Below are 15,077 nucleotides of genomic sequence, written 5' to 3'. Positions count from 1 at the left end.
GGTGGCGCGTCCGCCGAGGCGTCTGCTCTGCTCCCGGGTGCTGGCCGCTACTTCTTGCGGCGTCGCTGGGCGCGGTTGCCCGCGGGCTGGCCACCAGGCTTCGACGTCCCGCCCTTGCCGAACGAGCTGCCTGCGGCCGGGCTGTCGCCGTCAGACGGGGACGCCTGCTCGGCCGCCTGCCGCTTCGCGGGGTTCCCCGAACGCGAGGCTGGCTGGCGCGAGCGTGTTGCCTGCTGTGTGCTGGCCACCGGCGCTGCCGGCTCCTCACCAGCCTCGCCGCGAGCCTGGTCGAGCGCGGAGGAGGTGCCGAGGTCCCGCTCGCGGCGCTTGGCCTCCGCAGTCGCCCGCTGGTTGAGCTGACCGCGCTCGTTGCGCACCTCGACCTCACCCTGGTCGGTAGCTGCCGAGTAGCTGAGCGCGGTCTGCGCCTTCTCGTCGAGCCCCTTCGCGACGATCTGCACGTCGGGCGTCTCGCTGGCGGACGGCGTCTCGTCCTTCTTGACCGTGACCTCGAGGTTGTAGAGGAAGCCGACGGATTCCTCGCGGATGCTGCCGAGCATCTGCTGGAACATCGCGAAGCCCTCGCGGGTGTACTCGACGAGCGGGTCACGCTGCGCCATGGCGCGGAGGCCGATGCCGTCCTTGAGGTTGTCCATCTCGTAGAGGTGGTCGCGCCACTTCCGGTCGATGACGCTCAGCACGACGCGTCGCTCGAGCTCGCGGGTGGCCTCCGTGCCGACCGATGCTTCGCGGCGCTCGTAGGCGTGGCGTGCATCGGAGAGGACCTCCTCCTCGAGGAGCTTCCGCGTGAGCTTGCTGCGCCCACCCGCTTCCTCGAAGAGCTCCTCCTCGGTGATGCCGACCGGGTACAGCTGCTTGAGGTCTGTCCAGAGGGCATCGAATTCCCAGTCGTCGCCCGTGCCATCTCCCGTGTGCTCCTGGATGATGTCGTCGATCGCGTCAGTGAGGAAGTTCTGCACCTTGTCGGCGATGTCGTCGCCTTCGAGGATGCGGCGGCGGTCGCTGTAGATCGCTGTGCGCTGCTCGTTGAGCACGTTGTCATACTTGAGCACGTTCTTGCGGATCTCCGCGTTGCGCGACTCGACCTGCGACTGCGCCGAGCGGATGGCGCGCGAGACGATGCGCGACTCGAGTGCGAGATCGTCTGGCGTGCCGTCGCCGGCCATGATCGCGCGGGTCGCACCGGTGTTGAAGAGGCGCATGAGGTCGTCCGTCATGGACAGGTAGAAGCGGCTCTCGCCCGGGTCCCCCTGACGTCCGGAGCGTCCACGCAGCTGGTTGTCGATTCGACGCGACTCGTGGCGCTCGGTGCCGAGCACGTAGAGGCCGCCCGCTTCTGCGACTGCGTCGGCCTCGCCCTTGACCTGCTCCTTCATGGCGGAGAAGACCTCGAGCCACTTCTCGTCGTACTCGTCGGCGTTCTCCTGTGGGTCGAGGCCGAGGGCGGTCATCTCGGCGACCGCGAGGAACTCGGCGTTACCGCCGAGCATGATGTCGGTACCGCGACCGGCCATGTTCGTGGCGACCGTGACCGCGCCCTTGCGACCAGCCTGAGCGACGATCGCGGCCTCGCGCGCGTGGTTCTTCGCGTTGAGCACCTCGTGCTTGATTCCGCGCTTCGCCAACAGCTTCGAGAGGTACTCGCTCTTCTCGACGCTGGTCGTGCCGACGAGCACGGGCTGTCCGGTCTCGTGCCGCTCGACGATGTCCTCGACGACCTGGTCGAACTTGACCTTCTCGTTCTTGTAGACGAGGTCGGGGTTGTCCTTGCGCTGCATCGGACGGTTCGTGCGGATGGGCACCACACCGAGTTTGTAGGTGCTCATGAACTCGGCCGCTTCGGTCTCCGCCGTACCGGTCATGCCCGCGAGCTTGTCGTACATGAGGAAGTAGTTCTGCAGGGTGACCGTGGCCATCGTCTGGTTCTCGGCCTTGATCTGCACCCCTTCCTTCGCCTCGATCGCCTGGTGCAGGCCCTCGTTGTATCGGCGCCCCTTGAGGATGCGGCCCGTGTGCTCGTCGACGATGTTGACCTCGCCGTTCTGCACGACGTATTCCTTGTCGCGCTTGAAGAGCGCCTTCGCCTTGATGGCGTTGTTCAGGAAGGAGATGAGCGGCGTGTTCGCCGACTCGTACAGGTTGTCGATGCCGAGGGCGTCCTCGACGCGGTCGATGCCGGGCTCCAGGACGCCGATCGTGCGCTTCTTCTCGTCGACCTCGTAGTCGCGACCTTCCTTGAGCTTGCGCACGATGGAGGCGAACTCCGAGTACCAGCGGTTCGCGTCACCCTGAGCGGGGCCGGAGATGATGAGCGGGGTGCGAGCTTCGTCGATGAGGATGGAGTCGACCTCGTCCACGATGGCGAAGAAGTGCTCGCGCTGAACCATGTCCTCGGCACGCCAGGCCATGTTGTCGCGGAGGTAGTCGAAGCCGAACTCGTTGTTCGTGCCGTAGGTGACGTCGGCCGCGTACTGCTCGCGGCGCTCCGCGGGCGACTGGCCGGAGACGATGCAGCCCGTGGTCATGCCGAGGGCGCGGAACACGCGGCCCATGAGGTCGGACTGGTAGCTCGCGAGGAAGTCGTTGACCGTGACGACGTGCACGCCCTTGCCCGCGATGGCATTGAGGTAGGCGGGCAGCGTCGCGACGAGGGTCTTGCCCTCACCGGTCTTCATCTCCGCGATGTTGCCGAGGTGCAGGGCGGCCCCACCCATGAGCTGCACGTCGTAGTGGCGGAGACCGAGCACTCGACCAGCGGCCTCGCGGACGGCGCCGAACGCCTCCGGCAGGAGCGCGTCGAGCGACTCCCCCGCTTCGTGCCGCTCGCGGAAGGATGCGGTGATGTCGCGCAGCTCATCGTCGCTGTACTCCTTGAAGGCGTCCTCGAGGCGTCCGACCTGCTTGGCGATGCTCTCGAGCTTGCGAAGGGTGCGCCCTTCGCCCATGCGGAGAATCTTCTCGAGAACTGAGGCCAAGGTCTGCTCCTACTGGTTGACGCAAGCGGCGCGAGAGCGCGCTGAGAGGCACAGCCCATGCTGTGCATATTCGTTGATTCTACGCACCTCGCCCCGACCGATGCTGGACGCATCGACCGGGGCGAGGCTGAGCAAGCTGGGCTCAGGAGACGGGAACCTCGTTCTCGTCGAGCGCGATGACGCCGTAGTCCCAGCCGCGCCGACGGTACACGACGCTCGGGCGGAGCGACTCGCTCTCGATGAAGAGGAAGAAGTCGTGGCCGAGGAGCTCCATGTGATCGACGGCTTCGTCGTTGCTGAGGCGCTTCGGGGCGAACGTCTTCTCGCGGATCACGACGGGCGAGTAGAGCTCGTCCAGCTGCTCTTCTTCCGCAGCGATCTCCGAGGCGGTGCCGCCGTTCTCGACGAGCCTGATCGTGTCCGTGTCAGCGGGAACCACATCGATCTGCGAGAAGTTGTCTGCGGCCGCCTCTTGGAGGCGGAGGGGGGTGTGCTGTCCGCGGTGGATCTTCTTGCGGTCCTTGTTGCGACGGAGGCGCTCGACGAGCTTGTCGAGCGCGAGATCGAAGGCTGCGTACTTGTCACCGGCTTCGGCTTCTGCGCGGATGAGCGGGCCGGGGCCGAAGAGCGTGATCTCGACCTTGCCCTTGTCGAGCAGGTTGCCCGCGCGGTCCGTGCGCTTGGTCAGCTTGATTTCCGCCGCCTGCGTCTTGCCATCGAGCAACGAGACCTTGGCGAGCGCTTTCTCCGTGGCGTACTCGCGGAAACGGTCCGGGATCTCGGTGTTGCGACCGGTGATCGTGATTTCCATGTCACTCTCCTGTCGTTCTGCACGAGGCCGAGGTGTCACTGCCTCGTGATGCTGTGCCGCAATCGTAGACCCCTATTCACCCGGTGTTATCTGCGACTTCGCAGGCATGCCGTACCCTCCGCGCGTGTCGAGTTCGGCTCACGGGTGATGCGGTGCTCTCCGCCTGGTCTCCGCGATGACAGCGCAGCCGACGACCACCGCCCCAACGGCTTCCAGTGCGCGCACCGATTCCCTGATCGTCGCGCCGCTCGTGACGACATCGTCGACCAGGACGACCCGCGCACCGGCGAGCCTGGGGTCAGCGACGTAGGCGTCCTCGAGGTTCGCCGCCCTGGCGTGCTGGGAGAGCCCCGCCTGATCGCGGACCCGCCGGGTGATGCGGAGCCCGCCGACGCCGCGCGTCCCGGGCACCGCAGCCTCCCAAAGCATGGCGAGGTGGGCGTACCCGCGCACACGACGAGACTTCGGCGAGGAGGGCGCGAGCACCGGAACCCACGCGAGTTGCGGTCCGGTCGTGGATGCGGGGGCTCGCGTGGACTCCGCCAGTGCGCTGATCGCGCTCCGCAGAAGGAGGCCGAGCGGGCGGGCCGCGTCCGTCCTCCCACGTTCCTTGAGCGCCGCGATGAGCGCCTTGGTCGGTCCTTCATAGTCGGACGCGGCGATGACCGGGATGCGGCTGCCGTCGACGGCGACGACGGGCAGCTCGCACGCCCGGACGAACGTGTCGCGCGCGAGGTGCTCAGCGCACCGCCGGCACAGGGCCCGATCGACGGCTCCGCACGCGGCGCAGGTGACCGGCAGGACCACCGCGAGCGCGTCGAGCGCATCCGCACGCAGCCGTTCGAGCCACGTGCGCAGATGCGCGACCTGCATCGACGGCGGCGACATCCTGCAAGCTTGCCTCAGCCTGGTCCGCGGTCTCCCCCGGCGGCTGAGACTGTGGAGAACCGCCTCAGCGCATCCGTCACACCTGCGTCAGGATGAAGTCGACGACGGCGTCCGACTGCTGCCACCTGTTGCCCTTCGGCACGTAGATGTGGTGGTCCTTGTCGAGCACTCGCAGCCCGGCAGGGGTGTTGCTTCCCGTGATCTGCTGCCCGTCGAGCACCGCACCGTTGACGCTGACCGTGCCGCCGACCGTCTGAGTCCGGACCTCGGCGGTCCCCTCGCTGCCAACCGCGAGGACGGCGAGCGACGTCTCGTCGACCCAGGCGAGGTCGACCGGCGAGGCTCCGCCCGGTTCGAGGACGAGCGGGACGCCGAGCGCCACTGGTCGATTCGTGCTCGGCTCACGCTCGATCGCCATGACGGCGACCCGCACCCCGACGGAGCTGTTCTCGAGCACGGCCAGCCTCGCGCCGTCGCGCGACACGGCGATGGCCCGGTACCCGGTGGCTCCGACGTTCTCCGCGGGCTCGAGCCAGCTGTGCTGGCGGTCCTCGACGTCGGTCGCGCGGAGCCCGGGCCCGTCCGTGCTCCCCGTCCAGGTGTATCCCCAGCTGTCCAGGCTCATGGCCAACGGACCCGGCCGCGCGTCCACGAGCAGGGGTTCAGGATCGGAGATGGGCGTCGTGAAGACGCCGTTCGGGGTCACGAAGGATGCGACGTCGCCGTCGGCGGAGTAGGCGCCCTTCTGCGGGCTGAGCGAGGCGAGCGCGCCCTGCAGGGCCGCCGTCTCTGGCGATGCCGTGACGTTGACGCCGCCGAGGAAGCCGAGCTCGCCGCTCTTGTACACGAGCGGCGTGCTCGTCACCTGGCGGTTGACCACGACCTCATCCTCCGGAGGAAGCTCCTGGTCGATGGGGACACCCGTGATCGACATGGTGACGCTCGTGATCGCCTCGAAGTCCGCGAAGCTCTCGGTGAGCTGCAGGAGCATCCGCGAGTACTGGTCGGGTGAGGTCGAGGAGAGACTCGACGAGAAGTCCACGTCGGCGACATCCCCTTCGACGGTGACCGCCCCCAGCAGTGAGACACCGGACGGGATAGCGCTGACGACGTTGCCCTCGGCGAGCCAGGGGGCTGGGCCGTTCACGAGCGCGCGGGCGATCCGCGTCAGCGCTGTCTGCTGCGCGTCGAACCAGCGCACGTCCGGCACGAGCCGCGAGAGGGTGTCGTCGTAGAAGTAGAGCGTGTAGCTCTTGAAGAGGCTGCGGAAGTTCTGGCTGAGCAGCACGATGCCCGGTGGGGCCTCCGTGATCCTCCACTCGCCGGCGGAGTCCTGGGCGAGCGTGAACTCGAGCCGTTCCGTCGTTCCGCTCTTCAGCTCGCTGTAGAGGCCTTCCGAGTCGACGCTCGCCGAGGACTTGTAGCTGGCTTGGATGCTGTCCGGCCCCGCATCGACCACGTCCGGCACGGATGCCGTGATCAGGATGCGCGCGTTCGGGTCCCACTCCTGTCGGTACGAGTCCGCGAGGTATTCTCTCGCGACCTCGTAGTCGTTCTGCGTTCCGGTTCCCGCGTCGAGGAACCCCTCGACGATCTCCTCGCGGCTCATCCCGTCGCGGGGGGCGTCAGGGAAGAAGCTGTAGGACTGGTCGCTCTCCTGCTGCTCGGACTCTCCGGCCAGGACCTGGCCGGAGGTCGGGATGCGGGCGCATCCGGCGAGCACGAGCACGGCGAGGACCACGATCGCGGCGGTCGCGCTCCGCGCGGCGCGACGTCGGTACGCTGCTCGTGTCACTTCGGGTCCTCCTGGTCCTGATCGCGGCTCGCACCGGCGGTGTCGCTGTCCAGGCCATCGTCGTGGTCGCTGCTGGGAAGCGACGGCACGGAGTCGGGGGCCGAGCTCGTCACGACGACCGCCTCGGCGTCGTCCCAGGGCGCTGGTGCCTGCGTCGGCTCGTCCAGGGAGGCGGTCTCGATGACGTCCATCGAGTTCGTGGGGGCTGACGAGACGATCGGCTCCGCGTTCGAGGAGCGCATGCCGACGAGGTCAGGGAGCTCGATGGGCTGCGTGTCGACGTCCTCGTCGGTGAACGCCTCGGAGGACACGTCCTCCTGCTCGATCGTGATGGTCGCGGCCCCGGCGTCACCCGGCTCGAGTGGGAGCGGCGACCCCATGATCTTGCCACCCACGAACCGCGGGAGCGTGAGCCGGAAGTTCGTCCCCTTGCCGGGCTCGGACCACACCTCGAGGCGTCCTTCGTGCAGGCGGACGTCCTCGAGCGAGATCGCGAGCCCGAGCCCCGACCCGCCCATCGTGCGCTTGCGGGACGGATCAGCGCGCCAGAACCGGTCGAAGACCCTCGTCCGTTCCGCCTCGGTCATGCCGATGCCGTAGTCGCGCACCGAGAGGGCGACCGCCGACTCGTTGGAATCGACCGAGACCACGATGGGCTTGGCCTCCCCGTGCTCGATGGCGTTCCCGAGGAGGTTGCGCACGACCCGGTTGATGCGACGTGCGTCGAATTCCGACTCGCCGTATCCGCCTGGTGCCTTGAGGACGAGGCGTGTGCCGTGGTCGAGCGCGACCGGGGTCATGGCCCCGATGACGTCGTCGGCGACCGTCGCGAGGCTGTTCGATTCGCGCAGGATCTCCACCGCGCCCGCGTCGTACCTCGAGATCTCGAGGAGATCGGCGAGGAGGATCTCGAACCGCTCGATCTGGTCGTGCAGCAGCTCGACCGAGCGAGCCGTGACGGTGTCGAAGTCATCGCGTCGGTCGAAGAGCATCCCACCGGCGAGACGGATGGTCGTGAGCGGCGTCCGCAGCTCGTGCGAGACGTCCGAGACGAAGCGCTGCTGCACCTGGGACAGGTTCGCGAGCCGCTCGATCTGGTCCTGCAGGCTGTCCGCCATCTCGTTGAACGATCTCGCCAGCGTGGCGATGTCGTCCTCGCCGGACTCTGGGACACGCTGCTCGAGGTGGCCGGCGGCGAGGCGTCGGCTCGTCTTCGCCGCCTCGCGGATGGGCTGGATGACGGCGCGCATGACGAATCCCGTGATGACGGCGACGAGCAGGACCAGCACGATCATGGCGACGACGAGGGTGCGCTGCACGAAGTCGAGCGTCTGCTGGGTCTCCTCCATCGAGTACACGAAGTACATCTCGTACTGGCCGAGGTTCTGCACGGTGACGGTTGAGCCGATGACGATGCCGGGGACGACGTTGCCGAGCTCGTCGACGAGCGCGATCGACTGATAGTGCGTCTGCGGGGAGGTCGACGCGGCACCGGTCGCGGTCGTGTCCGCCCCTGCGCTGACCGCTTCCTTCAGCTCATCGGAGACGAGGTCTGCGGACACGGGTCCCTTCGCGAGTGCTCGCAGCTCGTTCGACTGCTCACCCGTCCCTGACCCGCTCTGCATGAAGATGACGCCGTAGCTGTTCGCCGCGGAGTCCTGCGCCGCATCCACTGCGACGGTCTGCAGCGTCTCCAGGGCCGCGCTGTCCGTCTCCTCGCCCGACGCGAAGACGGTCTGGGCCGCCGTCACGGCACGCTCGGTCTCGGAGACGAGCGGCCGAAGCCTCGAGTTGAAGAGGTCGCTCGCGATCGAGTTCGACATGACGAAACCGACCGAGAGCACCGTCGCGGTCGTCAGCGCGACCGAGAGCGCGATCGTTCGGAACGGCAGCGACGTGCGCCAGAGGAACACGAGGTTCCGCCACACACCGCGGGCGGACCGCCACCGGTAGGGGACGCGGATACCCTCCGTGTCGACGTCGGAGGACCGAGGAGAGGTGGAGGTCGCGCGCGGTATCACTGCGCTCACGTCAGGAGAATGCGGTGGTGTTCCCAGCGCGGTAGCCCACGCCGCGAACCGTCGCCACGATCTTCGGATGGTCCGGGTCGTGCTCGACCTTCGCGCGCAGGCGCTGCACGTGCACGTTCACGAGTCGCGTATCCGCCTTGTACTGGTAGCCCCAGACCTGCTCGAGGAGCTCCTCGCGCGTGAAGACCTTCTGCGGCTTCGCCGCGAGGGTCAGGAGCAGGTCGAACTCGAGAGGCGTCAGGTTGATCTGCTCCTCGCCTCGCAGGACCTCGTGCGCGTTCACGTTCAGGGTCAGGTCGCCGACGCGGATGATGCTCTGCACCTCCGGCTGGCTGGCGCGCAGTCGCGTCTTGATGCGTGCGACGAGCTCCTTCGGGTTGAAGGGCTTGACGATGTAGTCGTCGGCACCGGCCTCGAGGCCGCGCACCACGTCGGTCGTGTCCGACTTCGCGGTGAGCATGATGATCGGGGTCCCGGATTCGGCGCGCAGCAGGTGGCAGATCTGGATGCCGTCGAGCCCAGGGAGCATGACGTCGAGCAGCACGAGCTCCGGCTTGACCCGACGGAACTCGCCGAGGGCAGCCGCGCCGTCACCGCAGAACTCCGGTTCGTAGCCCTCAGCTCTGAGCACGATGCCGATCATCTCCGAGAGCGCGAGGTCGTCATCGACCACGAGGATGCGTTCGCCCACAGAACCCTCCCTGTTCCAGAACCCGCACGAGACCGGGCGGTTCCCTCAGCGTAGCGGGCGTAGCCTCCTCAGAGCCTCAACCCAGAGAGCGCGGCGAGCAGTATGCCACGATGGGCGGGTGACGCATGGCCCATACGAGCACGCACCAGAGCCCAACCACGCGTATCCGCCGCCACCCGGAGCGCCGTCGAGCGGCGGGTTCGAGCAGGGTTCCCAGTGGCCCGCGCCGCAGCCTGCCCCCGGTTCGTCGAACTGGCAGTACGGCCCTCCGCCGGAATCCGGGTACGGGCAGCAGCCCGGTGGTCAGTGGATGCCGGCCCCGACTCCTGGCCTGTTCCCGTTGCGCCCACTCGCGTTCGGGGATGCGCTCGCCGCCACCTTCCGGCTCTTCCGCACGTCCCCCAAGACGACCCTCGGCAGTGCCGTCATCGTCATGGGCGCGACCACGCTCTTCGCGAGTCTCCTTCCGGTGGTCGTCGGCATGCTCATGTTCACGCGCATCCCATTCGGCGGAAGCCAGGAGGACATCACGCCGATGCTGGTGTCCTCCATCACGCTGACCTCGCTCGCCGCGCTCTTCGGCTTGGCCATCGCCGGCGTCGGCTCGGCGCTCCTGCAGGGCATTCTCGTGCGCGTCGTCGCACGCGGGGCGATCGGCGAGAAGCTCGGCTTCAAGGAAGCCTGGCGCGCCGGGTGGCGCGGCATCTGGCGCCTCATCGGCTATGCGCTGATCGTCGGCGTCGGCTCGCTCCTCCTCATCGCCATCGGCTGGCTGCTCATCCCGTTCATCCTGTTCATGGTCCTCTCTGGCTCAGGAGCAGACGAGGCGACGATGGCCGGTTCCATCGGTCTCGGCGTGATCTTCACGCTTCTGCTGGGCGGCGCGACGGTCGTCCTCATGGTGTGGGTGGGCATCAAGATCATGTTCGCTCCGAGTGCCATCGTGCTCGAGGGGCTCGGGCCCATCGCGGCCATCCGGCGCAGCTGGGGTCTCTCCCACGGCAACTTCTGGCGGGTGCTCGGCATCGTGGTCGTCATCCAGGTGATCCTGAACTTCGCGACGGGGGCGGTCTCGACGGTCGCGCAACTGGCCGTCAGCATGGGCCAGGTCATCCTCACGCCGCTCGGCACCGGGCAGTCGACGGAACCGCAGCCCGGCACGATCGCCGCCTTCGCGGTCATCCTGCTGCTCACCTCAGCGCTGCAGGTCCTGCTCGGGGCGATCGTGCTCGTGCTCACCAGCGGAAACGCCACGATCCTGTACTTCGATCTGCGGATGCGGAAGGAAGGGCTCGGCGTGACCCTCCAGCGGTACGCGGAGCAGTCGTCAGCTGGCGCGGAGATCACCGACGCCGACTTCGATGTGCAGCGGGAGCAGCACCCGGCGCCCATGACCGCTCCGGGATACGCGCGCTGATGGGCTTTGGCCCCTGGGCCGGCTCCGGAGAGCCCCCTCTGGAGATCGATGAGGACCGAGCCCGAGACCTGCTGCAGGGCGAGCTCGCCAAGAGCGAGTACACACAGGCCTCGCCGACCTGGCTCGACCTGTGGATCGATGACTTCTGGAACTGGGTCAACGACATCCTGCAGCCCATCGACGGCGTTCCCGGTGGGCTCTCGCCGATCGCGCTCGTGCTCGGCGCGATCGTCGTCCTCGCCGTCATCGCGTTGCTCGTGGGTCGCCCGATCCTCGTTCAGCGCGCGAGGCGCAGGTCGGCGCTCGCACCTGATCTGTTCGACGGTGACGAGCGCTCCGCGCAGGAGCTGCGGGCCTCCGCCGCCGCCGCGGGGGCACGGGGTGACTTCGAGACTGCCGTGATCGAGCAGTTCAGGGCGCTCGCGCGGGCCGTGCATGACCGCACCGTGATCGCACTGAGCCCCGGCATGACCGCGACGGCCGTCGCTGAGGCGACGACCTCTGCGTTTCCGGGACAGGCGCCCGGGCTGCACCGAGCTGCCCGGTCGTTCAACGCAGCCAGATACCTGGGCCTCGGCGCGTCAGAGGACGACTGGCTCGCGTTGCGCGAGGTCGATTCGGCGCTGCAGGCGGCCAAGCCGGTGGCGCTCACCTCGTTCTCGGGTCGCGCCTCATGAGCCTCACGCAGGAAGCGACGCCGACGATCGCAGAGCGTTTGAGGCGAGCACGTCCGTGGCTCCTCATCGCCGTAGGCGCCGTCGTGATCGCCGTGACCAGCGCGCTCATCGCGGGCGGCGTCGCGAGCGCCAACTCCCCCTATCTCGGTGTCGACTCCGCACGCCCCAACGGGGCGAAAGCCGTGTTCACCGTGCTCGGCGAGCAGGGAGTTCAGACGAGCAGCGCGGAGAGCATCGATGACGCCCGGTCGCGGCTCCAGGACGCCGAGGGGGAGACGACGTTGGTCGTGCACGACCGCGACGGCATCGCGGTCGATGAGCTGGCGGCTCAGATCGCTGACCTGGACGCGGACAGGGTTGTCCTGCTCGCTCCGAGCCGCGGCCTCCTCGAAGCCTTCGGCGGGGCGATCACGGTCGGTGGGGTCGGGGCCGCGGGTGAAGCGGGAGATGTCGTCGAGGCGGGCACGGACTGCGCTGCGCCCCTCTCCGAGCTGGCACCCGAGATCTCGCAGCGAGGAGCTCGGCTCTATCAGCTCGACGACGCTGCCGCGGGCGGCAGCGCCTGCTACGCCGAGTCGGAGCGATTCGCCTACGTCGAGACGTCGCTTGCCTCGGGGACGACGCTTGCCGCGCTGGGGGCGACGGACAACCTGAGCAACGGCGACGTGCTGAGCTCCGCGAACGCGGCCATGGGGCTCGCGGTCCTTGGACAGACCCAGTCGCTCGTCTGGTACACGCCTGGAATCTCGGACGCGGAGACCGTCTTCGGCGTCGAGCCCTCACTCGATGCGTTCGTGCCGCCTTGGCTGACGCCGAGCATCCTGATCGCCCTCGCCACGCTGCTCGCGGTCATGGTCTGGCGCGGTCGCCGGTTCGGGCCGCTCGTCGAGGAGCGCCTGCCGGTGATCGTCGAGGCGTCGGAGACCATGCACGGCCGCGGACGGCTCTACGCCCAGCAGCGCGCGCGTCTGCGCGCGCTCGACAACCTCCGCATCGGCACGACCACCCGCCTCGCGAGGTCGCTCGGGCTGGCCAGAGCCAGCAGCGTGCAGGAGATCATCACCTCGAGCTCGGCCATCCTCGGCGCGAACCGAGCAGCCATCGCCTGGACCCTCCTTGACGCCGTCCCCGGCAGCGAGGCCGAGCTGCTCGACCTCAGCCAGGCCCTGCTGACCCTCGAACGAGCGGTCGCCGAAGCGGCTGACCCCGGCCGCGGTCCCGTCAGCACAGGCCCCAGCACCACCGATCAGAGTTCCACCGCCGAGAAATCCGGAGGCCCAGTATGAGCACCGATGTCCGTGAAGCACTGCAGCGAGTCAGAGGCGAGGTCGCCAAGGCCGTCGTCGGACAGGAGCGAGCGGTTGACGGTCTCCTCGTCGCCTTGCTCGCCGGCGGCCACGCCCTGCTCGAGGGCATTCCAGGGGTCGGCAAGACCCTCCTCGTGCGGACCCTGAGCGAGACGCTGTCGCTCGACACGAAGCGCGTGCAGTTCACGCCAGACCTCATGCCAGGTGACATCACGGGCTCACTGGTCTACGACGCTGCCGCTGGCGAGTTCGAGTTCCGCGAGGGCCCGGTGTTCACGAACATCCTGCTCGCCGATGAGATCAACCGCACGCCGCCGAAGACCCAGTCGGCCCTGCTCGAGGCGATGGAGGAACGTCAAGTGTCCGCGGACGGGGTGACGCGCGCGCTCCCCTCACCCTTCCTCGTCGCCGCGACCATGAACCCCATCGAGTACGAGGGCACGTACACCCTCCCGGAGGCTCAGCTCGACCGCTTCCTTCTGAAGCTCGTGCTCGAGCTGCCGTCTCGGGACGCCGAGTTCGAGGTGCTGCGCCGGCATGCCGCGGGGTTCTCTCCGCGGGACCTGCGCGCCGCAGGGGTGCGAAGCGCGCTCACGGCCGAGGAGCTCAGGCGCGCTCAGGCCGAGGCGGCGGCTGTCGATGTCCGGGCGGACGTGCTCGCGTACATCGTCGATATCGCTCGGGCCACCCGCCAGTCGCCGTCCGTTCGCATGGGCGTCTCTCCTCGCGGGGCGACGGCCCTCATGTCGGCGAGCAAGGCATTCGCGTACCTCAGCGGGTACCAGGCGGTGACGCCCGACCACGTGCAGGCGATGTCGCTTCCGGTGCTTCGACACCGACTGCAGCTTCGACCGGAAGCCGAGCTCGAGGGGGTCGGCGCGGACGCGATTCTTCGCTCGATCCTCGCGCAGGTCCAGGTACCCATCTGATCCGGCAGCTGCGGGTGTTCGTCGAAGTTGCAGGTCTGAAGGGAAGCGTGAGCGCATGGTGGTGAGCGGACGTCTGGTGCTCCTGACTGCGGTCGGCGCCGTCCCAGTGGTGCTCTTCGGGCAGACAGCGGAGTCTGCGTACGTGACGCTCGCGATCTGGCTGCTCTTCGTTCTCCTGACGTCGATTGCAGACGTCTTGCTCGCCGGCGCCCCGCGCCAGGTCGAGATCGAGCGTGCCCTGCCCGCTCGAGTACGGCTGGGGGAAGACGCCGTGAGCAGGGTCGCGATCACGAACCGAGGATCGCGCACGCTCCGGCTCCAGGTCAGGGACGGCTGGGAGCCGACCGCGGGTGCGACGCAGCAGCGACCCAAGCTCGATGTGCCGTCCGGCGAGCGACGTGTGGCGAAGTTCCCGCTTCGTCCTTCGCGTCGCGGCGATCGGAGGTCCGAGCTCGTCACCCTCAGGAGCTGGGGGCCCATGGGCTTGGCTGCCCGGCAGGTGAGCCTCGCCGACCGCGGTGTGCTCCGGGTGCTGCCCCCGTTCAATTCGCGCAAGCATCTGCCGTCGCGTCTCGCGCGGCTGCGGGAGCTGGATGGGGCGACGCGTCTCATGGTTCGCGGGCAGGGGACCGAGTTCGATTCGCTGCGCGAGTATGTCCGAGGGGATGACGTCCGTTCGATCGATTGGCGCGCCACGGCTCGGCGCCAGGACCTCGTCGTGCGAACGTGGCGCCCGGAGCGCGACCGCCGTGTGGTCATCGTCATCGATACCGGACGCACCTCTGCGGCCCGTGTTGCCGACGAGACGCGTCTGGATACGGCGATCGAGTCGGCGCTGCTGCTGGCGGCGCTTGCGACTCGTGCTGGCGATCGGGTGGACGTGGTGGCCTGGGACCGCCGTGTGCGCGCACGCATCCAGGGCGTCTCCGGTGCCGAGCTGCTGAGCCGCATGGTCGAGTCCCTCGCGGATGTGGAGCCTGAGCTGATCGCCACGGACTGGCGGGCGATCCCCGGCCTCGTGCGCGGTGTGACGACGCATCGGTCGCTTGTCGTGATCCTCTCGACGCTCGAGACGGGTGGCACGCTTGAACCGGTCATCGCCGCTCTGCCGCAGCTGGCGAGCAAGCACGTGGTGGTGCTCGGGTCTGTGCTGAATCCGGATGTGCACGAGGTGGCGCTCCGTCGGGATACCCGCGAGCAGACGTACGCGGCCTCGGCTGCCGAGCGGGCCTTGCTGGATCAGGAGCGGGTCCGTCAGACGGTTCGTCGTCTTGGTGGGGACACGGTCACGGGTACTCCGTCGGCGCTGCCTCCTGCGATCGCCGACCACTACATCGAGCTGAAGGCGACTGGTCGACTGTAGGCAACGGGGGGGGTTTCGGGCAACAAAAAAGCCGGGGTTGGTGGGTGAGGAGCATCTCTGCTCACTCACCAACCAACCCCGGCTCATGAAGAAGTCCGGCGGTGACCTACTCTCCCACAGGGTCCCCCCTGCAGTACCATCGGCGCTGAGAGTCTTAGCTTCCGGGTTCGGAA

At 68.2% G+C, this 15,077-nt stretch carries 11 protein-coding genes and 1 rRNA gene; 5 read left to right on the top strand and 7 right to left on the bottom strand.

The window, feature by feature from the left end:
* Window positions 1-47: 47 nt before the first annotated feature.
* The 6 genes from secA to mtrA all read right to left on the bottom strand — a co-directional run bounded on the left by secA (window position 48) and on the right by mtrA (window position 9,211).
* Complete coding sequence (gene secA / locus ABVF28_RS12170) at window positions 48-2,996, bottom strand: preprotein translocase subunit SecA (protein ID WP_371030665.1); 2,949 nt, start codon at window positions 2,994-2,996, stop codon at window positions 48-50.
* A 142-nt stretch (window positions 2,997-3,138) separates the two neighbouring features.
* Window positions 3,139-3,807: a ribosome hibernation-promoting factor, HPF/YfiA family gene (gene hpf, locus ABVF28_RS12165; protein WP_104252325.1), complete on the bottom strand. Its 669-nt coding sequence runs from the start codon at window positions 3,805-3,807 to the stop codon at window positions 3,139-3,141.
* A gap of 138 nt (window positions 3,808-3,945) precedes the next feature.
* On the bottom strand, window positions 3,946-4,695 hold the full coding sequence (locus ABVF28_RS12160) for a ComF family protein (protein ID WP_371030664.1): 750 nt from the start codon (window positions 4,693-4,695) through the stop codon (window positions 3,946-3,948).
* A gap of 76 nt (window positions 4,696-4,771) precedes the next feature.
* Window positions 4,772-6,490 (bottom strand): LpqB family beta-propeller domain-containing protein, encoded by a 1,719-nt coding sequence (locus ABVF28_RS12155; RefSeq protein ID WP_179557196.1) that lies wholly within the window; start codon window positions 6,488-6,490, stop codon window positions 4,772-4,774.
* Window positions 6,487-8,520, bottom strand: a complete 2,034-nt coding sequence (gene mtrB, locus ABVF28_RS12150) for an MtrAB system histidine kinase MtrB (protein WP_371030663.1) — start codon at window positions 8,518-8,520, stop codon at window positions 6,487-6,489. Before mtrB ends, ABVF28_RS12155 begins: the two co-directional genes overlap by 4 nt.
* Window position 8,521: 1 nt before the next feature.
* Window positions 8,522-9,211 carry an MtrAB system response regulator MtrA gene (gene mtrA / locus ABVF28_RS12145; RefSeq protein ID WP_104240392.1) on the bottom strand — a complete coding sequence of 230 codons (690 nt, stop codon included), beginning with the start codon at window positions 9,209-9,211 and terminating at the stop codon, window positions 8,522-8,524.
* 118 nt (window positions 9,212-9,329) lie between these two features.
* Between mtrA and ABVF28_RS12140 the strand changes: the two genes are divergently transcribed.
* The 5 genes from ABVF28_RS12140 to ABVF28_RS12120 are packed head-to-tail and all read left to right on the top strand — an operon-like array spanning window position 9,330 to window position 14,904.
* Window positions 9,330-10,628 carry a hypothetical protein gene (locus ABVF28_RS12140; RefSeq protein WP_371030662.1) on the top strand — a complete coding sequence of 433 codons (1,299 nt, stop codon included), beginning with the start codon at window positions 9,330-9,332 and terminating at the stop codon, window positions 10,626-10,628.
* Window positions 10,628-11,305, top strand: a complete 678-nt coding sequence (locus ABVF28_RS12135; RefSeq protein ID WP_371030661.1) for a DUF4129 domain-containing protein — start codon at window positions 10,628-10,630, stop codon at window positions 11,303-11,305. The genes ABVF28_RS12140 and ABVF28_RS12135 overlap by 1 nt, the downstream gene beginning before the upstream one ends.
* Window positions 11,302-12,591 carry a DUF4350 domain-containing protein gene (locus tag ABVF28_RS12130; RefSeq protein WP_371030660.1) on the top strand — a complete coding sequence of 430 codons (1,290 nt, stop codon included), beginning with the start codon at window positions 11,302-11,304 and terminating at the stop codon, window positions 12,589-12,591. The genes ABVF28_RS12135 and ABVF28_RS12130 overlap by 4 nt, the downstream gene beginning before the upstream one ends.
* Window positions 12,588-13,541, top strand: coding sequence for a MoxR family ATPase (locus ABVF28_RS12125; protein ID WP_104252318.1), 954 nt, complete (start codon window positions 12,588-12,590; stop codon window positions 13,539-13,541). Before ABVF28_RS12130 ends, ABVF28_RS12125 begins: the two co-directional genes overlap by 4 nt.
* Before the next feature lie 55 nt (window positions 13,542-13,596).
* Entirely contained in the window at window positions 13,597-14,904 is a 1,308-nt protein-coding gene (locus ABVF28_RS12120) for a DUF58 domain-containing protein (RefSeq protein ID WP_371030659.1), read from the top strand.
* A gap of 93 nt (window positions 14,905-14,997) precedes the next feature.
* Here ABVF28_RS12120 and rrf read toward each other — a convergent pair.
* A 5S ribosomal RNA gene (rrf, locus tag ABVF28_RS12115) occupies window positions 14,998-15,077 on the bottom strand; the annotation flags it as partial.

Origin of the sequence: Pseudoclavibacter sp. JSM 162008 (assembly GCF_041366455.1) — a bacterium.
GTDB lineage: Bacteria > Actinomycetota > Actinomycetes > Actinomycetales > Microbacteriaceae > Pseudoclavibacter.
The sequence above is the reverse complement of the archived record's forward strand: the minus strand, read 5'-3'. Positions and strand labels throughout refer to the sequence as shown.